Source organism: Colwellia sp. 75C3 (genome assembly GCF_002836255.1).
Classification (GTDB): domain Bacteria; phylum Pseudomonadota; class Gammaproteobacteria; order Enterobacterales; family Alteromonadaceae; genus Colwellia.
Genome location: NZ_PJAU01000033.1, coordinates 101,580 through 121,941, shown reverse-complemented (window position 1 = coordinate 121,941; position 20,362 = coordinate 101,580). Strand labels below are relative to the sequence as shown.

The 20,362-nt window shown below is 38.5% G+C and carries 17 protein-coding genes; 11 read left to right on the top strand and 6 right to left on the bottom strand.

The window, feature by feature from the left end; translation table 11 throughout:
* Positions 1-48 precede the first annotated feature (48 nt).
* The 3 genes from CXF85_RS05070 (at position 49) to CXF85_RS05060 (ending at position 4,846) form a co-directional block, all read left to right on the top strand.
* Positions 49-2,667, top strand: a complete 2,619-nt coding sequence (locus CXF85_RS05070) for a glycosyl hydrolase family 18 protein (RefSeq protein ID WP_101227446.1) — start codon at positions 49-51, stop codon at positions 2,665-2,667.
* Positions 2,668-2,942: 275 nt separating this feature from the next.
* Positions 2,943-4,217, top strand: a complete 1,275-nt coding sequence (locus tag CXF85_RS05065) for a leucine-rich repeat-containing protein kinase family protein (protein WP_101227445.1) — start codon at positions 2,943-2,945, stop codon at positions 4,215-4,217.
* A gap of 29 nt (positions 4,218-4,246) precedes the next feature.
* Entirely contained in the window at positions 4,247-4,846 is a 600-nt protein-coding gene (locus CXF85_RS05060) for a cold shock and DUF1294 domain-containing protein (RefSeq protein ID WP_101227444.1), read from the top strand.
* Between the two features lie 49 nt (positions 4,847-4,895).
* Here the strand turns inward: CXF85_RS05060 and CXF85_RS05055 are convergent, their stop codons facing one another.
* The 3 genes from CXF85_RS05055 to CXF85_RS05045 form a co-directional block, all read right to left on the bottom strand.
* On the bottom strand, positions 4,896-5,783 hold the full coding sequence (locus CXF85_RS05055) for an alpha/beta fold hydrolase (RefSeq protein WP_101227443.1): 888 nt from the start codon (positions 5,781-5,783) through the stop codon (positions 4,896-4,898).
* A 213-nt stretch (positions 5,784-5,996) separates the two neighbouring features.
* On the bottom strand, positions 5,997-6,926 hold the full coding sequence (locus CXF85_RS05050) for an NADP-dependent oxidoreductase (protein ID WP_101227442.1): 930 nt from the start codon (positions 6,924-6,926) through the stop codon (positions 5,997-5,999).
* Between the two features lie 59 nt (positions 6,927-6,985).
* Entirely contained in the window at positions 6,986-7,408 is a 423-nt protein-coding gene (locus CXF85_RS05045; RefSeq protein WP_101227441.1) for an organic hydroperoxide resistance protein, read from the bottom strand.
* Between the two features lie 381 nt (positions 7,409-7,789).
* Here CXF85_RS05045 and CXF85_RS05040 point away from each other — a divergent pair, with 381 nt between their 5' ends.
* Entirely contained in the window at positions 7,790-8,743 is a 954-nt protein-coding gene (locus CXF85_RS05040; RefSeq protein ID WP_101227440.1) for a sensor domain-containing diguanylate cyclase, read from the top strand.
* A 38-nt stretch (positions 8,744-8,781) separates the two neighbouring features.
* Here CXF85_RS05040 and yghU read toward each other — a convergent pair whose 3' ends face one another.
* Entirely contained in the window at positions 8,782-9,639 is an 858-nt protein-coding gene (gene yghU / locus CXF85_RS05035; protein ID WP_101227439.1) for a glutathione-dependent disulfide-bond oxidoreductase, read from the bottom strand.
* 453 nt (positions 9,640-10,092) lie between these two features.
* On the opposite strand from yghU, the gene CXF85_RS05030 reads away from it, so the two are divergent.
* The 5 genes from CXF85_RS05030 (at position 10,093) to CXF85_RS05010 (ending at position 15,330) form a co-directional block, all read left to right on the top strand.
* Positions 10,093-10,641 (top strand): RNA polymerase sigma factor, encoded by a 549-nt coding sequence (locus tag CXF85_RS05030; protein ID WP_101227438.1) that lies wholly within the window; start codon positions 10,093-10,095, stop codon positions 10,639-10,641.
* Complete coding sequence (locus tag CXF85_RS05025; protein ID WP_101227437.1) at positions 10,641-11,492, top strand: HEAT repeat domain-containing protein; 852 nt, start codon at positions 10,641-10,643, stop codon at positions 11,490-11,492. The genes CXF85_RS05030 and CXF85_RS05025 overlap by 1 nt, the downstream gene beginning before the upstream one ends.
* Positions 11,493-11,513: 21 nt before the next feature.
* Positions 11,514-12,374 (top strand): hypothetical protein, encoded by an 861-nt coding sequence (locus CXF85_RS05020; protein WP_101227436.1) that lies wholly within the window; start codon positions 11,514-11,516, stop codon positions 12,372-12,374.
* A gap of 259 nt (positions 12,375-12,633) precedes the next feature.
* Positions 12,634-14,112 carry a serine hydrolase domain-containing protein gene (locus CXF85_RS05015; protein ID WP_157829023.1) on the top strand — a complete coding sequence of 493 codons (1,479 nt, stop codon included), beginning with the start codon at positions 12,634-12,636 and terminating at the stop codon, positions 14,110-14,112.
* Positions 14,113-14,391: 279 nt separating this feature from the next.
* Positions 14,392-15,330, top strand: a complete 939-nt coding sequence (locus tag CXF85_RS05010; protein WP_101227434.1) for a hypothetical protein — start codon at positions 14,392-14,394, stop codon at positions 15,328-15,330.
* A gap of 73 nt (positions 15,331-15,403) precedes the next feature.
* Here the strand turns inward: CXF85_RS05010 and CXF85_RS05005 are convergent, their stop codons facing one another.
* Together CXF85_RS05005 and CXF85_RS05000 are read right to left on the bottom strand one after the other, a co-directional pair.
* A complete protein-coding gene (locus CXF85_RS05005; RefSeq protein WP_101227433.1) occupies positions 15,404-16,936 on the bottom strand; it encodes a phospholipase D family protein in 1,533 nt (510 codons plus the stop codon).
* A 45-nt stretch (positions 16,937-16,981) separates the two neighbouring features.
* Positions 16,982-18,166 carry an NAD(P)/FAD-dependent oxidoreductase gene (locus CXF85_RS05000; RefSeq protein WP_101227432.1) on the bottom strand — a complete coding sequence of 395 codons (1,185 nt, stop codon included), beginning with the start codon at positions 18,164-18,166 and terminating at the stop codon, positions 16,982-16,984.
* A gap of 277 nt (positions 18,167-18,443) precedes the next feature.
* Here CXF85_RS05000 and CXF85_RS04995 point away from each other — a divergent pair, with 277 nt between their 5' ends.
* Complete coding sequence (locus tag CXF85_RS04995; RefSeq protein ID WP_101227431.1) at positions 18,444-19,967, top strand: DUF4397 domain-containing protein; 1,524 nt, start codon at positions 18,444-18,446, stop codon at positions 19,965-19,967.
* A 5-nt stretch (positions 19,968-19,972) separates the two neighbouring features.
* A complete protein-coding gene (locus tag CXF85_RS04990; protein ID WP_101227430.1) occupies positions 19,973-20,302 on the top strand; it encodes a winged helix-turn-helix domain-containing protein in 330 nt (109 codons plus the stop codon).
* Positions 20,303-20,362 lie beyond the last annotated feature (60 nt).

The window sequence follows — 20,362 nt, the reverse complement described above, 5'->3', positions numbered from 1 at the left end:
ACCATACCTTTGGTATAACAATCAGCAATATTATAAGAAGAGGAAATTATGAATAAAAGACTACTCACAGCGTGTGCAATCAGTGCGGCATTATCATCACAAAATGTCGATGCAGCTCCTTCAGCGCCTAGCATAGATTGGACACCGCAAAGTTACTCCTTTGTTGAGGTAAACCTTGAAGGTCAAGGTTCTTATAAAGACATCGTTACCGCAAAAGAGTTAGTAGACATCAGCATAAAATGGAATGCTTGGAGTGGCTCTGGTGGCGATAGCTACAAAGTTTACTTTGATAACACTATGGTTAATGAAGGTAATTTCGCTGCAGGCACCAAAGGCGGCGTAATTAGTTTTCCTTATGATCAATCTGGTCGCCATCAACTCACTATTGAGTTATGTGAAGGCACAGTCTGTGCAACCAGTGCGCAAAAAGAAATAATTATTGCCGATACTGATGGTGGTCATTTAGCACCACTTACCATGAACATAGATCCAAATAATAAAAGCTACCCAACACAAATAGATAACGTTGTTGGTGCTTATTTTGTTGAGTGGGGAATTTACGGTCGTGGTTATGATGTAAGCCAAATACCCGCAGATAATTTAACGCATTTATTATACGGCTTTATTCCAATCTGTGGTGCGAATGAGTCACTAAAAGAAATTGAAAATGGTAATAGTTGGCGTGCTTTAGAAAAAGCTTGTGCTGGCTCTGCAGATTATGAAGTTGTTATTCATGATCCTTGGGCTGCAGTACAAAAAGCATTACCTGGTATTGATGCAAGCGATCCAATTCGTGGTACTTACGCGCAATTAATGGCGCTAAAACAACGTAACCCTGATTTAAAAATACTACCTTCTGTCGGTGGTTGGACGTTATCAGACCCATTTTATGGTTTTACCCAAAAAGCCAATCGTGATGTGTTTGTCGCCTCAATGAAGAAATTCCTAACAACTTGGAAATTCTACGATGGTGTTGATATTGATTGGGAATTTCCTGGTGGTGACGGTGCTTCTACCAACTTAGGCGATCCAATCAATGATGGTCCAGCGTATGTTGCCTTGATGCAAGAACTTCGTACTATGTTAAATGAGCTTGAAGCTGAATCAGGTCGTACCTATGAGCTTACCTCAGCTATCGGCTCAGGTTATGACAAAATTGAAGACGTCGATTACGCTGCAGCTGCGCAGTTTATGGATTACATCTTTGCCATGACTTATGATTTCTTTGGCGGTTGGAACAACGTGACCGGTCATCAAACTGGCTTGAATTGTGGTAGCCATATTAGTGTTGATGAATGTAACGGTACTGGCTTAGATGATAAAGGCGAACCACGTAAAGGTCCTGCTTATACCATCACTAATGCAGTAGATTTATTATTAGCACAAGGCGTAGCCGCTAAAAAGATTGTCGTAGGTACAGCAATGTATGGTCGTGGTTGGGAAGGCGTAATGCCAGAAAATACCACTATTTTAGATAACCCAATGACTGCTGACGGTACGGGTAAACTTACGGGTTCTACTGCTCAAGGTGTTTGGGAAGCGGGAATTATTGACTACAAAGGCCTTGCTCAACATATGGTTGGCGCTGCAGGTACTGGTGTTAATGGCTTTGAAGCTGGCTATGATGAAATGGCTGATGCGGCTTATGTATGGAACAAACAATCAGGCAAGTTAGTAACGTACGATAGCCCAAGATCTGTTATCGCTAAAGGCCAATATGTTAACGCGAGTGGTTTAGGTGGTTTATTTGCTTGGGAAATTGACGCAGATAATGGCGATATTCTTAATGCTATGCATGAAGGTTTAGGTGGTGTTGTTGGTCCAATCAACAAAAAACCAGTTATTAGCTTAGCGAATAGCTTTTCAGTTAATTCTGGCGAGATGATTACTATTGCTGCGACTGCCACAGATGCAGACAACGATAACTTAACTTACAGCTGGACTATGGATAGTGCGTTAACGGCGACAGCAACAAACACTGCTAACGTAGTTATTACTGCCAATACCGTAACGACAACAAGCAATTATGCCGTAACAGTTAGCGTATCTGATGGAAAATCAACGGTAAGTAAATCTACAACATTAACGGTTATTGCAGAAATTACGGGTAATACCGCTCCTGTTGTTGTTGCAATTAATGACGTAACAATAGAAGAGACAATGCAAGCTAGCATCGCTGTTTCTGCTACTGATGTTGATAACGACTCATTAACTTACACATGGCGAGTACCTACTGGTTTAACGTTAACAGGCTCAGGCGCCAATGTAACGTTAACTGCAGGTGATGTAACTGCTGATACTAACTACACCGTAAGTGTTGATGTAAGTGATGGCACTGCTGTGACTTCACAAAACTTCATGGTAACAGTAACGGATAAAACCACTGGCGGAAGTGATACTTGGGATAGCAGTAAAGTTTATAATACTGGCGATACCGTTGTTTATAACGAAGTCACTTATAAAGCTAACTGGTGGACTAAAGGTGAACAACCAGATCAAAGCGGTGCTTGGTCTGAAGTTATCCCTGATGACGGTCAAGTTAGAGCTTGGCGTGCAGATTTAGTTTATAACGGCGGCGATAAAGTTTCACATAACAATGAAACGTATACCGCAGGTTGGTGGACTAAAGGTGAAGAGCCGGGTGTTGCAGGCGTTTGGAAAAAGTAAGTATACATGTTGTAAATAATTAATCGTTTTTCTCACAAGGAAGTGGAAAGCTATTTTGCTATAAGGCGATTAATTGACTCCCCACACTTTTGCATCTAGGTTCGCCCTAGGTGCTTTTTTTAAAAATAAAAAGCTGTTGTTGCTTAACCCCCTCTATATTTCAAATATCAATACCTGTCGCATTAGAATCATAATTGAACTAATAACAAAAGATTTACAACAGAAATTCCAGTAAACTAGCGCACTTTTCATCTCTCATATACGGAATCATTAAAGTGCATACTCTTGCTCAGCTTAAATCTGGTGAACTCAACGGCATTAGCCAATTAAAATTATCTGAAAACTTAGCCACATTCCCACTAGAAATTTTAACGTTAGCTGACAGTTTAGAGATCTTAGATTTATCTCATAATGCACTCTCTTCATTACCTGATGAACTGGCACAACTGACCAAACTAAAAATAATTTTTGCTTCACAAAATAAATTTGAACACCTGCCTGAAGTATTAGGACAATTGCCTAACTTAGAAATGGTTGGCTTTAAATCAAACCAAATAAAAACAGTTGCTGAAGCATCACTGCCTGCGCAATTACGTTGGTTGATATTAACGGATAATTTAATTGAAACTTTGCCAGATAGTTTGGGTGAACGACCACGGTTGCAGAAGTTAGCGTTAGCTGGCAACCAATTAACACATTTACCGCAAACCTTAGCGCAATCTAATAACCTTGAGCTAGTGCGTATTTCTGCTAATAAGTTAACCGAATGTCCTGAACAGTTATTAAACCTGCCTAAGTTGGCTTGGTTTGCCTTTGCTGGTAACCCTTTTTCAGCAGTTAAGCAGACCACTTTCAGCGAAAATAATAGCGAAATTCAAGCCGAAGTGAAGTCAGTACCGCACCTATCATCGGCAAGTTACACCCTAGAAAATGTCTTAGGACAAGGCGCTTCTGGCGTAATTTCAAAAGCACATTGGAATACACCGCAATCACAATTTCCTGAAGATATTGCCGTTAAAGTTTTTAAAGGTGAAGTCACTAGTGATGGTTATCCACAAGATGAATTACAGGCCTGCTTACAAGTAGGAAAACATCCAAATTTGGTCGAGTCATTAGCGCAAGTTACTGAACTAAACTACCTTGCCTTAATCATGAGTCTTATTCCTGAAAGTTACCAAAACCTTGGTTTACCGCCTTGTTTTAAAAGCTGTACCCGCGATACTTTTCCGCAAGACTTTAGCTTATCCATCGGCCTTATTAAGAACATCGTAAGTCAGATGCAAGATGTGTTCGCGCACTTACATAATAAGCAAGTTTGTCACGGTGACTTATATGCCCACAACACCTTATATGATGTACAAGGAAACATTATTTTTGGTGATTTTGGCGCTGCGACAAGTTATCAAATGCTAACGCCTGCCCAGCAAGAAAAAGTACAACAAATTGAACACAGAGCGTTAACTCATTTCATTGATGATTTACTGAGTGTTTGTAGTGAAGAAGATAGAACGAGTGACGACTTTAACGCACTGAAAGATCTCACTTCATAAAAATTACGGCAAAACAAAACAAGAAAGTTATGAAAGGAAAAATTATTAAATGGAACGCCGATAAAGCGTTTGGCTTTATCGCGCCAAATGGCGGCGGTGACTCCATTTTTATCCACAAAAAGGCCTTAGCCAATCGCCATCGAATACCCAAAATAAATGATGTGATTGTCTTCAAGGTAACAAAAGATAATCAAGGTCGGTATTGTGCCGAACAGGCGACATTTTCAGGTGAAAAGCTAAAGAAAAAGCCAGCTAACAGCATCAGTAAATTCTCTATCTATTTAGCGTTACTATTTATTGGCTGTTTAACCGCCGCCGACTTTCTTGGTCACCTGCCCCAGAAAATATTACTCATTTACTTAGGGGGTAGTCTCATTACTTTTCTCGCTTATGCTTTTGACAAATCCAAAGCCCAACGAGGTAAATGGCGTACACAAGAAAGTACCTTACACTTATTAGCATTAATTGGCGGTTGGCCTGGTGCTGCACTGGCGCAACAAATACTGAGGCATAAATCTAAAAAAGCAGAATTCAGAGTAGCTTTTTGGTTTACGGTAGTTGCTAACTCCGCAGCATTAGCCTGGTTGATGTCAGCGCACGGCGAGCCGTTTTTAAGTATCTTTACTTAGGCATTAGTGAAAAAATCTAGCAGCTTATTATGGGGCCAACTGAGTAATGTTATTGATGAGTTTTTAGCCATTCAGCCAACAGCGGAAAATGATCGGTAACAGCCTGTGGATGAGTCAGAATATTAATATGATCATAATCTAAGGCATGACCATTCTTCTTTGAAAGTAAATTAAATTTAGCTTGATGATTCGATGACTCAGCAATAAACGCTTTTACATCTTGCTCATGCCCTAAAACCTTGTCTTTTACTCCGGTACAGTGCCACGACGGCGGCCATACTATATTTTTAGCGGCTTCATTATAATCAAAGCCATCATGGGGGTCTATCCAAGCACCTTTTTTAACCCAAGCAACACTTTGTGCAAGGGACTTTTTCGTTTCATTATCTGAGCCTACACCATACTTTTTTGCATCTAAAAAGCCATTTTTATTAGCTAACTTTATCGCTACGTTATTCCAGAATAAATTCACTTTTAAAAACTTCTCTACACTTTTTACACTGACCGACCTTTTTGTGCCAAAACACGTTTTACTTAATACTTGTGACAAACGTTCTGGATAACGAGCTAAACAACTCGCCATTAACACACCACCCCATGAATGAGAAACTACATGCATAGCTTTGTTGGTCTTATTAGTGATGTAATCTAAAAACATCGGTATATCTTGGCTAATCGCTTCAAATTGACCAAAGTCAGAATTAGCACTTATTATTGGCGTGCTTTGTCCCCGACCACGAAGGTCAGCAACATAAACATCAAAACCCTGTTCAGCTAAATAGCAGGCTAACCCTTTACCTTTCTTAGTATAAAAAATATAACCATTCTCTATGGCTCCGTGGATCATTAATACAGGCGTGCCAGCTGAATTTTTGGATATATGACGAAGATGTAACTGGTAATCTTCACCTTGAATATATAACGATTGTTGCTTCATTACTTACTTATAGCCTCTATAATATGTCACTGACACCAAAGGTCGGACCACTTACTGTTAGCATACAGTTAAATAAAATATCAGCAAGGTAAGTCTTACGTCGATTAAACGATCATTTTAGGGCTATTTATTTAACCTTATATAGATCTAAAAAAGATCGCATAAAGTATGCGACCTTGGTTTTTAAGTTCAACTAATTCAACTTTAATAAAGTTAACTTACGTCGATAACAATTTTACCGCGTGTACGCCCAGATTGACTCTGTAAATGCGCCTCGGCTATTTTATCTAATGGAAAACGATGCTCAATAAAGGGCATAAGCTGATCTTTTTCAACTAAAGTATTTAGCTCACGCAAGATACGACTACTTGGCTGGATAAAAACAAATGCGCCCTTCACGTCATGTTCTTTAGCAAGATCTTCGCTTGGTTGTTCAACGATAGAAACTAACATGCCGCCCGCTTTCAATAATGCCCAAGACTGGCTCTGTACTTCTCCACCTAACGTATCAACAACCAAATCAACAGGTTCAATCTGCTCAAGTAAGGTACCTTGATTATAATCAACCGCTTGATCGGCACCGAATGTTGTTAACAATGCTTGATTTTTTGCCGAGGCAGTCGCAATAACAATGGCACCTTTAGCTTTCGCGATTTGTATCGCTAAATGTCCGACACCACCAGCGCCCGCATGAACTAAGACTCGTTGTCCTGCTTGCACTTGACCTACATCGACTAAACATTGCCAAGCGGTAATTCCTGCTAAAGGCAAAGCGGCGGCTTGTCCAAAATCTAACTTGCTTGACTTCAACGCAACTTCATCAGCTTTTACCGCGATAAAGTCGGCATAAGTGCCATCTCGACTAATTTCGGGGCGACTAAAAACTTCATCGCCGACGTTAAAATCAGTCACTGAATCACCAACTGCAGCAACGATTCCTGCCACATCCCAACCTAAGGTTACAGGTAATTTGTAGGGGATAAAATCTTGTAAATAACCTTCTCTTATTTTCCAATCAACGGGATTAATTGACGAAGATTTAACTTTAATTAAAATATCATCGGCGTTGATTACCGGTATATCAACCTGCTCTAACTGTAGAGTTTCAGTACTACCATATTGGTGAATTCGAACTGCGCGCATAATTTATTCCTTGATAGTTATTAGTTAAATTAAGTGTTAATTAATCCGATGGGTATTAATTATAAAGCAACACCATTTACTATTAATTTCACATCAATATTACCGCGTACCGCATTTGAGTAAGGGCATACTTGATGTGCTGTTTTAACAAGTTGAACCGCTTCAATTTGCGGTAAATCTAATACTATTGATAAGGTAACGGCAAGTGAAAAGCCTTTATTATCATTTGGACCAATGCCAACAGTCGCGGTAGTCGGCGCTGACTTTATTGCCACTTTAGTTTCATTGGCTACATGTAATATAGCATTAGAAAAACAAGACGAGTAACCCGCTGCAAATAGTTGTTCTGGATTTGTTGCTTCACCCGTGCCACCCATTTCTTTTGGATAACTTAACGCAAGGTCCAATTTTTTATCATCTGTTGTTACTTGTCCATTACGGCCGGCATTTGCAGTTGCTGATGTAGTATATAAAATAGTCATTTGTGTATCCTGTTAATGTATAATTGTTAACTTTGATGATGTGCAATTCAGTTGCGCACAATACTTATACGGTAATATTAACTGAATTAAAGAGAACCCACAAGTACATTGTGCACAACTTATTTTAATAAGGTAAATTTTATCACCAGAAATACGCAGTAAAAGTACCTAATACAATGTTATATCAACCATAAACTTCTCTTTTATGTTCCAAAATATCGTTATAGTGCTTCCTTGTGAATTAAGTCGTATTACTGATAATTATCAGTAATACACACTGAAACAATGTTCATACATCGCCGGTCTATCTTCTATGCACTATGATCTATAGAGTTACATTACTAATCTCCCGCATAATGAAATAAAAACTAGGATACTGCGTTGAAAACACCTGACATTCCACACGATGAAACAGAACGGATTGAAACCCTTCATTCACTCAATGTACTCGATACATTACCTGAAGAACGTTTCGAACGATTGACTCGTATGGCAAAACGCATGTTTGGCGTTCCAATAGCTCTGGTTAGTCTCATCGATGAAAATCGACAATGGTTCAAGTCCTCTATAGGCGTCGATGTTAGTGAAACATCTCGGGAAATTTCATTTTGCGGTCATGCGATACTCGGAGAGTCAGTATTTATCGTGCAGAATGCCTGTGAGGATCCACGTTTTGCAGATAACCCTTTGGTGTTGAACGAGCCGAACATCCGTTTTTATGCCGGTTGTCCACTCAAAGTTAATGGTCAAAAGCTGGGGACACTGTGCATTATTGATCAAACGCCAAGAGACTTTGATGAGGAAGATGTTCAATTATTAAAAGATCTTGCGGCAATGGTAGAGCGTGAACTTACTGCTATTCAAATGGCAACCATGGACGAGCTTACCGATATATCAAACCGAAGAGGATTCATGACTATCGCTCAGCACAGTTTGAATCTGTGTATTAGACAAGATTTACCAGTGGTACTGGTTTTTCTTGATTTGGACAAATTTAAGCCCATTAACGACACATTTGGCCATGCCGAAGGTGATGCGGTATTAATTGCTTTTGCCGGACTGATGAAAAAAACATTCCGAAATTCAGATGTTTTTGCTCGCTTGGGCGGCGATGAATTTGCCATATTACTCAGCAGTACGTCAAAGAAACAAGCGGAAGTCGTCATTAATAAATTGAGTCGTTCACTAGAAGAATATAATCAAGAAATGAAGCGTGGTTACGTTGTTTCGTACTCCCATGGCATAGTGGAGTTCAATCAGGAAAAACACCAAACTGTTGAAGGATTATTGGCCGATGGTGATGCGCTTATGTATCGATTAAAGAAATCAAAATAAAGCGCACCAATCATGGCGCGCTAAATTGTAGAGTTAATTTACACGCGTAATTTCATCACGGCATCAATATCTTCTGCAGAATGACGCTCAAGCACTTGTTGCCATTCTTCACCCCAAGATCTATTCACTATGCTGCCACGTTGTACTGTCTCTCTCTCTTCCAACATTTTTGCCCAGCGCACTACATTAGTATAAATTTCCACTTGTAAAAATTCTGCCGCATCATATAAATTGCCTAACACTAAACAGCCATACCAAGGCCATATAGCCATATCTGCAATGGTATACTCTTCACCGGCAACAAACGTATTTTTAGAGAGTTGGATATCTAATACATCTAACTGGCGCTTCACTTCCATGGTAAAACGATTTATAGGATATTCCTGTTTTTCATCCGCATAAGCGTAAAAATGTCCAAATCCTCCGCCTAAAAATGGTGCTGAGCCTTGTGCCCAAAACAACCAGTTGAACGTTTGAATTCGAGCATTACCCTCTTTTGGTAAAAATTGCTCAAACTTTTCGGCTAAATGCACAAGAATTGACGCTGATTCAAAGACATTAACCTCTTCATCCCCAGATTTATCAATTAAAGCTGGAATTTTTGAATTTGGATTTATATCAACAAATCCCGATGAAAATTGCTCACTTTCACCGATATTAATTAAATAAGCATCATACTCTGCCGCTTTTATACCTAAAGCCAAGAGCTCTTCTAAAAGAATCGTCACTTTTTGTCCGTTTGGCGTACCTAGGGAATGAAGCTGTAAAGAATGTTCACCTTTAGGCAATTTCTTCTCATACCTAGCCCCAGACTCAGGACTGTTTATATTTGCAAATTGGTTACCACCTATAGTGTCATTAACCCAAACTTTAGCTGGCTTATAGTCATTACTCATAATTTCCCTCTTCTCATGATTAACTTTCAAGTGTGATTCAGGTAAACGATTCACAACAAATAAAATTCATTATATTTTCTTTTAATTATACTAGTCACAACTTAAGTAATTGAACAGTCCCATTTTATTACTTAAGTGATAATTACAATTAAATCAATTACTAAGCAGCATGTTGACGTGAAAAACCAACCTCCTTGTCCAACAATATAACCATGGGCCCAGTAGACATGAAGGTTATAGCCACCAAAGCAACCCGTAACATTTAAATGATGACACACTTTTTCCGTTTTACTCCATCATGTTCCCCCATCAAATAATCGATAAAAACTCTTTATTTGAAATTAAATAAAGTATTTATCAACCTTTAGTTAAAAATCACGTATTAATAACTATGAAAACAAAAATGAGCAGTGAAACTTAACGTTAAAGCTGAGCAATAGGAACAACAACTCAATGTTCGATGAAAAAGAACTTATGTTTCAAGTCAAGGCAGGTCAGCTAGATAAGCTTGCTACACTTTTTGAAAAAAATAAGGTGCAATTATTTAATTACTTTTTACGTACAGGTAATAACCGTGCGTTAAGTGAAGATTTAGTGCAAGAAACCTTTATGAGGATACTTGCATATCGCACCAGTTTTAGCGGTAGCAGTACCTTTAAATCTTGGATGTATGGTATTGCCAGAAATACGGTTGCTGAACATTATCGTAAAAATAAAAATCAAGCGCTGAACTGTGACATGGATGATGAAGAATTAACCAATGCGAAAACCTTAGGTGAAGAGTTCGAAACTGAGCAGCAAAATGCCATTTTTAATAAATCCTTGGCGAGTATTTCGCCAGAAGATAGAGAGATCATTATGCTCAGTCGATTTCAACAATTGAACTATCAAGAAATATCGAGCTTATTAGATTGCAATTTAAATACCTTAAAATCTCGTATGCGTAATGCGGTGAGTAAATTACAGATGAGTTATCAAAAATTAGTAGGAGAAATTAGCTAATGACAAACCAAGAAATAATCGACTGGAAAATTGCTTCATTAGCCGATAATAATAGCAGCGAGCTAAGCGCAGAAATGCAAAGTCATCTTGAGAAAAACAGCCAACTACAAGAAGAATTGTTATTTATTGAACAGTTCTGGACCAATGATGTTAAACCTTTGGTTATGCCTTCTGACAGAGTAGATGCTAATTTTTATCAAATGTTATCTAGAGCGCAAAGTACGCAACAACATAGCTCTCAACAAGAAACAGCCCTGCCACTAAACAACTATCACTCCTCTTCTAAGGAGCAAACGATCTCTTTAATGGAAAAAATTAAAAGTTGGTTTATGCCAACACCACTTGCTCAGTTTGCAACATTAACCTTGGTTTTTGTGCTTGGATTTAATTTAAACCAAGCACCTAATAATGAAAAAAATAATGCGGCCTACAGTGGATTACAAGAAGACATATCATCGTTAACAACAGTACTTGCTATGTCTATGTTGAAAAAAGACTCGGCCAGTGAACGCCTTTCAGGTGTTGCTTATAGTCGGCAAACAGATTTATCAAATCCGCTGTTAGTTGAACAGCTCATTGAGTTATTAGCACGCGATAAATCTACCTCGGTACGACTTGCAATAATAAATAGCCTAGCCGAATTAAAATCTTTTGGCTCATTCGAGCAACAACTTCTCACTATGACCACAAAAGAAGAAAACTTATTAGTACAAATTGAGTTGTGTCGTTTGTTGCTTAACTATGGCTCAGTCGAGATTAAAACCTTATTAACAGCACAAGAAAACATGCATTATTTACAACCCGAAGTACGAGAATTTATTAAAGCGCAATCAATGATTTCATACATTTAGTTTCATCTTTAGGAGTAACCCATGAACAAATTATCAGTAACCTTACCTTTAACATTAATTGCGATGCTAGCGGGCAGTATTCAATTAGCTAACGCAGCAGAAAAAACCTATAGCTTGCCTTTATCTAAGCCTGGTGAGCCAGTTTCAATTGAGGTTGAGGTATATAGAGGCAGTGTTACCCTGGTTGGTTATAAAGGAGACACCATCGAAATAAGTGCAACAACATCCGTTTTTTCAGGTAAAGATGACGACCTAAAAAAAGTGAAAGCACCAAAAAATAGTAATAATAATCCAGCAAGGTCTAACAAAGGGCTAAAGAGTGTTAAAAGCCAGTCGACGCGACTAGAGATTGAAGAAAAAAATAATGACGTAGAAATTAGCAGTGAATTTTCAAATCAACATGTTGATTTAGTAATTAAAGTGCCGCAACGCTCATCAATAGAAGTGGAGTTACATAAAGGCGGTGATATTAGTATTGATGGTATTAGTGGTAGTTTAGAACTTGAAGCCTATGGCGGTATGATAACGGCAAAAAACATTTCAGGCCCAATTGTTGCGGAAACTGGGCAAACTGACATTGTGGTTAGCTTCTCTAATTTTGACAAAACCAGCCCTTCTTCATTAACAAGTCATATGGGTAATGTTGATATTACCTTGGCAAAAAAAGTCGCCGCTAACGTCAATGTACAAACTTACCAAGGTGAAATTTTTTCTGGCCTAGATAAAGACTTTGTTGTAATTGATGAAATCAAGAAAAACAAAAAAGGTAAAAAACAAAAAATAGTACTTGGTGGAATAATGCAGGCGAAAGTTAATGGTGGCGGACAAGCGTTATCATTAACCAGTTATAGCGGTAACTTGTATATCCGAAAAGCAAAGTAGTGTTGTATCACTAAAATACTTGTCCATTAAAAGAAGCTTTCGGGCTTCTTTTTTCGTTTTCATCCCTCACCTCTCGACATTGCGCTTTTCCATCACCTCTCACCGTCAAATAGCCCATAAAGTATTTTTAAAAAATAAATATGTATTTATCAACCTTCTGCTAAAAATTACGTATTAGTAACTATCAAATAACTGGATTACCACTTAAAGACCGTGGTTATTCATCACCTCATTACTAATGCGAGAGTCACACACTACTATGAAAATTTACCATATAATTCTTCTAACATTTTTATGCCTACATAGTGCTATCGCTAGCAGCCAAGAAGACACGGCTAGATATAAGGATGTATCCAAACTTATTGATGTCTGGTTAGAATCTCAAAAAGATTATCAAGACTTACCTTCTATTATGGGCGTTGTTGTCAAAGATCAGCAGATTTTATGGAGCGGCGCTTTTGGTCAGGCTAACCGAGAAAACTTATTACCAAGTAATGAAAATACCCTGAGCAGTATATGTTCTATTTCCAAGGTTTTTACCGCAACGGCTATTATGAAATTAGTGGATGAAGGTAAGATCAACTTAGACGACAAGGTGAAAAATATTTTACCTAAATATGCAGTAAACCAGAAGTTCCCCGAAGGTGGTTCTGTCACTGTTCGGTCGTTACTTAATCATACGTCGGGTTTACCACGCGATACTAATCATGGCTATTATAGTGCTCCTGAACATCCCTTCCCTACGGAGGATGAAATGTTCGAGAGTTTAGCGACTCAAGCAACAGAACGCCCTGTTGGAGCAGATATCACTTACAGTAATATTGGCTACTCATTGTTAGGGTTAATTATTGAGGAAGTGTCCGGCGTTACTTACAAAAATTACGTTGAAGACAGCCTTTTTCAACCGCTAAATATGTCTAATTCATTAGTAGAAATGCAGGAATCGCTTTATGGAAATAAACATGCACTAGCGTATAGCGCGATCAATAGAAACGGAAAGCGTAATGCTGCTAATTTTTATCAAACCAAAGCAATGCAGTCTGCCATGGGCATATCAACTACCGCGCTTGACCTAGCTAAATTTGCCATGTGGCAGTTTCGATTAGCCGATGCAGCAACAGCCGAGATATTAAAACCATCTACGCTGAAAAGTATGTATACCACTCAAGCGACAAGTAAAAGTGATGACGAATACGATCGAGGTTTTGGTTACGAAGTAACAGCAGATGATGAAGGTAATCAATGGGTAATGCATGGTGGAACGTGCCCAGGTTATGTGGCTTATCTTAAAATGGATGTGACCAACAAAATGGCTTATGCCGTACTTGTGAATGCGAACCGTGTATACACACCATCGTATGTGAAAGGTCTAATCGAACTCATAAGTCGCGCCGAATCAATCGAGCCAGAACTAAATGAAGAACCTAATACAGAACTGAAACAAGAAGAAACGCTTGAGCTTGCTCAATATACAGGATTTTATAATTTAAACCCTTGGAACAGTGAATATTATGTTGGCAGTTGGGGAAGTGGCCTGATGTTATTGTACTTACCTGCACAATCGCTTAAATATGCACTGCAATACTATCAACATGTGGACGGTGATACTTTCCAATTAGTAAAAGATGGTGAGTTGAGTCATGAGAAAATATTTTTTTATCGCGATGAACAAGGCAGGGTAATGAAAATTAAAAATGAAGGGAATACCCATACTCGCATCACTTATCCTGACAAATAACTTAACTGAAAGTCATGTGAAAGTAATCTGAAAATAACGTCGAAGTGTGATGTTACTGTTTGAAGCTTTGGTTAATCAACCACCTTTATTTCTGGGCAGCTTTTAAGCTGCCTTTTATATTTATATTTATATTTATATTCCACACTCTAATCCCCTCGATAATTAATCGACTTTACTCAAAATAAATTTCTTATTTAGACAACCTTTTCATTTTTTATACGTAGTTATAGTTAACCGTTTAAATAATCTTTTTAGAAATATACAAATATAGGATTTACTATGAACATTACTTTCTGGACAAAAATAAAAGCGATAACACCTTCTTTTACACAAAGCGCGGTTATGGGCAGTCTGTTATTTATCGGACAAGTATCTGGCTTAAATGCAAACGAGTACGACCGTGACCGAATGAGCAGTAAACAAATTAATGATATCCATGGTGTTACCTCTGAGTTCATTAAGTCCATAGCTAATCTTGGTTTTGACCATTTAAGCCATGGAGAACTCATTGCTTTTAAGGAGCATGATATTAACGCTGCTTATATTAAGGAAATTCAAAAGATTGGATTAAACAACATGGGAGCAGGAGAATTAATCGGCTTTTCCGCTCATAATATTGATGCGAACTATGTTGATGAAGTTAGGCAGCTCGGGTTTTCAAATATAAATGCTGGTGAAGTTATCGCTTTTAAGGCCCAAGGAGTTGACCCGAAATATATTGAAGAAATTCATGGCTTAGGATTCGATTCAATTTCATTAGGTGAGATGATAGCTTTCGATGAACATGATATTGATACGAGTAAAATAAATGAGGTAAACAAACTTGGATTCATCAACATTAATGCAGGTGAAATGCTCGCATTTAGTATTCTCGATATTAACAAGACATTTGTTGATGAAATGGAAGGTTTAGGTTTAACACAAATCAACAAAAAAGAGGTATTACGACTTAAACAATACAATATAAATCAGGCCACAATAGATAATATTAACAACTATGGTTTATATAACCAACAAGCTAACACTGTTATCGCTTTAGCAATGCTAAAGCTAGATGATAGCTTAATCAGAGAAATTAAAGCGTTAGATATCAATAACTATTCAATGGGTGATTTTTTAGCGTCAAGAACGGGAAAGAAACATAAATCACATCATGATATTGAGATGTTTAATGAATTAGCCAATGTTGTAGCAACAATTCACCGTCTAAAAATATAATCTGTCTATCATTCAGTTATATATTGTAAGGGTGTTTTGTATTAGAACACCCTTGTTAGCTTTATAACTTACTTCACAAATATTTTTCGATTGGCAATAATTGTAAAAAACGTGATTTAATTCGTTCCGAACGGCCCGTTTCAGGTTCATTTTCCCAGTGTTTTGTACCCGAAGACCAACGAACTTTTCCTTCATGTAAATTCAGACGCCAGCTATTATCTTCGTTCATTGCTTGTTCAATATCATTGGCAAGACTTTCAGCAATGCTCTGATTTTCAATCACTAACAGTGACTCTGTATTGAGGTAGGTTGAACGTAAGTTGAAGTTAAAAGAACCGATACTTGCTATTTTTCGGTCAAAAACGATAGATTTAGCATGAAGACCGTAAGCTGCTGTCGGTGCGCACTTTGACAAGTCTCTGGTAGACTCATTACATAGGTTCGTATCTGGCTTCAACTCGAACAACTGCATGCCGTGGTCAAGCATATCCCTGCGTCGACCTGCGTAGCCAGAATGATTAGAGACTAGGTCATTCGAGGCCATTGAATTAGTTAATGCTTTTACCTGAATTCCATTGCTGGTCAACCTCTGCAGCGCTTTTAGTTGGCGATCATCAAACACCAAATAAGCGGATTCAAATAAAATTTCATGTGATGACTGCTGAGCCAATTCGGCCAATAATCTGGCAGTAGCCTTAGGTTCGCTGCTATTGTCGACATCAATAGGTACTGGTCGGTCAGCAACAAAACGTGCATTAACCCAAATCATCTTGCCCATCACATCTTTTAAGAGACGACTTGAACTCTCCTGTCCTTCTGGTAAAGCAGGATAATTTTTGTAACGAGGAGCAGCCACCTCATCTAAAACACTTAGACTTGATGAGACCTTATCAGCCAATAAATTAACAGGGTAAGACCAGCGACTATTCCAATATTTTACAAAACTAGTTTGAATATCTGTTACCACAGTGCCCATTACCAGTACATCACGGTCACGAAAATTGATTTCATCAGAAAGGTCAAAATACTCATCGCCGATATTACGGCCGCCAACAATAGACAGAACACCGTCGACGGTAAATGACTTATTGTGCATGCGGCGATTTAGGCGAGAAAAATCGCTAAGGAAACTTAACCACTTTGCTACCCCTCTACGACTGGGGGTCGGGTTAAATATGCGTATATCTATTTGAGGATGCAGATCAAGTGCAGCTAACAAACTCTCTCGTTCGTTAAGATTAATATCATCAAGCATTACACGAACTTGCACACCACGATCGGCAGCAGCGACTAAGCGAGTGGCTAAGTAGTGTCCCGAAGAGTCTGAGTTCCAAATGTAATACTGTATATCGATGCTGTGCTCAGCGGTTTCTATAAGTGCCAACCGCTGTGACAATGCATCCCAGCCGGTATCTTGCAACAGAACGGCACTCGTTTCTTGGCTAGGCTGCTCAGGTCGATAAGTGTCCGTCAATTCGGACAATGTACTGGTTGATTGGGTGACTAGTGGTTCAATCGGATGCTTAATCTCCTCAGGCAGTGACGCACACCCTGATAGAATGGAGACTATAAGCATAATTACACTAAAACTTTTGAGCTCCTGCATGTACTACCTTTCCTTTTTAACGTTGAATAGCCGGTTCTGACTTTACTAAACTGCTTGCCCACAAGCATAACCACTGGCCCAGCAAAACTGAAAATTATAGCCTCCCAACCAACCCGTCACATCAATCACTTCACCAATAAAAAATAGTCCTGGCTGTTTTTTACTTTCAAAGGTTTTACTTGATAGTTCATCAGTGTTGACTCCACCTAAAGTCACTTCGGCTGTTCGGTAGCCTTCAGTGCCATTTGGTTTGATCTGCCACGCATGTAAGTATTCACTTAGTGCGGTAATCTCAGGGTGATTAAGTTGTTTGATTGGTTTGTCTGCAATAACGCCATCTTTAACCAAAACTTCAACAAAACGCTTAGGTAACAAGGTCGCCATGAGGTTTTTTACCGATTTTTGCCCTTGGTCATTTTGCCACTGAATTAAGGTTTCACTCAGGTTATTTTCGGGTAATAAATTGATAGTAACCGCCTGCCCTGCACGCCAAAAAGACGATATTTGTAATATTGCAGGTCCTGATAAACCACGATGGGTAAACAAAATATTTTCTTTAAAGCTAGTGCCATCTTCACTGGTGACTTCAGTTAATAGACTGATGCCAGATAAACCATCGAAGCGTTCTTTGTCGTGCTCATGCAAGGTAAAAGGCACCAATGCAGCAAGTGTTTCAAGTACGTTTAAATCAAATTGCTCGGCAATTTTATAACCTATAGGTGTTGCGCCCAGTTTTGGCATGGTTAAACCACCGGAGGCCACTACTAAGGATTTACATTGGTAGCTTTTGTCACTCGTTGTCACACTATAACCGTCGGCAATTTTGGTGACCAAAAGTACTTCGGTGCGCAGGTTCACTTGCACACCTGCCCATTCACATTCGGTCATCAATATATCAACCAGATCTTGTGCGCTGTCATCACAAAAAAGTTGGCCGAGCGTTTTATGGTGGTATTGCAAGCCATGCCTGTCGACCAAATCGATAAAATCTTGAGCGCTATAACGACTTAGTGCTGATTTTACAAAGTGTGGATTTTGACAAAGATAATTTTCAGGACTTGCGCCTTCGTTGGTGAAATTGGCACGACCGCCACCGCTGATTAATACTTTTCGCGCCGGCTTTTTACCCATATCGACCACAACAACGCTCTTTCCGCGATAGCCTGCTTGTGCTGCACACATTAAGCCTGCTGCGCCGGCACCAATTATTAATACGTCTGTTGTGATCACTGTAATACCTTAAGAGTAAAAGTCTTATGAGAACATTCTGCTCAAAAGACTTTGAAAATTTCGCCGTTATTATAATCTTTATGTAAATAGTGCGTATACAAAAAGGTTGATGAAAAGGCTTTATTACCCATAAATCGTTTTAATATCGAAGATTGTTATTCCTAAAATAAAGAAATGCAAAGATTGTGTAAAGGTCTGAACTCTTGTCGCAAGTGGTTATCTATTGCTGCATAACATTCACCAACAAACTGTTGCAACCTTACATAATGGAAAACAAATGACCACACTTAACACCCTACAAGCCTTAAAGAGCTGCCTTGCTGCCTGCCTATTATTATTTATTTTACTCGGCTGCGAGTCTAGTGACGATAGTAGCGGAGAAGGCTACGTTAAACTTTATAACTTATCTAAAGACTCACCCAGTATATATTTGACCGTTGATGAAAACCTTACTGAAGATAGCGATGAAGATGATGATCACTATGAGCAAACTTACTCTGCCATTGCTTACGGTTATGCTAATAGTAATATCAGCTTAACAAACCAAGACTATTTCTATCAGCTAGCTTGGCAAGATGATGACAGCACAGCGACCGATGATCTGTCCGTCATTTATGAGAATAGCTTAGCCATAACTGCAGATACAATCCATATGATAGTGCTCAGCGATAGTGTTTTATCGCCACAAGTGATGGTGCACAGTATCCCTGTTATTGATGATGAAGATGATGCTACCAACGATCTTTTTAATCTTAGCGTACTAAATATGCATTCAAACCAGCAAGCGGTTGATTTTTATTTTTCTAAAGAGAATGAAAGTTTTAACGAGGCCGTTTTAGTGGGTCAATACAGTTATCAGCAATTATCTGATAGCCAAAAGCTTGACCAAGATGACTATGTTTTCTATATCACCACCGCTGGTAGCGATGAGGTCTTATTCAGATCAAACAGTATTACTTTTGCTTATAGCTCTCAGAATATCATGATAGTAAAGCAGAACACCGGTGCTGGTACCTCACCGTATGTGTTAGATATAATGTCTGACTCTACGGTAATTGAATATGTAGATACTGATGCTGAAGCACAATTTCGCGCTTATAATGCCGTTGCTAACCATGAACAGTTAAACAACTACCAACTTGCCTTTGATTTACATGTTAATGGTGTCAGTGATAACCCTGCTATCACGTCGCTATTATATGGCGAAGTGAGTAATGCATTAACGGTAGCAAGTGGTGACTACAGCGTAGATATCACCAATACTGAGGACAATACACCGTTATTAAGCAATCATTTATTATCTTTAGTTGAAAACACTAATAAAACACTCTTTTTCTATGCTGAACAAGAATATGTCGATAGTGATAACGACGGTAATATTGATGAAAATGGTGATGGCATCATTGACGAAATTGAAGTGAATTTATTCTCTTTGATGGTTGAAAATAGCTTATTGAGTAGCATTTATGAACATGAAATTGAAATCGTTAACTTAATTCAATCTGATGACTTCGCTCAAGTCGCGGTGTACTTTGTCAGACAAGATGAAACTATCGAATCGGCCCTTTATAATCGTGACATTAGTTACAAAAATACCAGTTCACTCTTGCTAAAAAACAACAGCTATCAAGTTTTTGTTGTCGCTAAAGATAATGGCAGCTCGATCATATTAAACTCATTTGAATTGATACTGAATGAGCAATCCAACGAGCAGTTTTTAATATTGGAAACAAGTGAGCACTCACCTACTGGTTATAAAACAACAATGTTTGCGCAAACACGTGCTCAAGAGTCAGAGTAAGCAGCATGTTAACGACAGAAGAGCATTTAACTGCAGACAAAATATTTATTGCTCAGGTTGAATTAAATTTTTTAAATCGTTCTGTGCTTTTTTTAGGAAAGCCTATTGCTACTACAGGACTAGAATTTAATTTACTGGCCCTACTTATGGCCGATGCAGGCTCGTTAGTTTCAAGAGACGTTATTGCTCAACGCATTTTCCAGCGAAAACTTGGCAGCTGTGATAAAAGTATTAATAGTCACCTAGCTAATTTAAGAAAGAAACTGCTGGCTGCTTCTTCACGGCCAGTGATTAAAACAGTTAAGGGACGGGGATATATATTTTTAACAGCCTAATTTTGAACGTCTTATTTCATTAGAGTATTAAAACAGAAACTAAAAATGTTCCCATCAAAG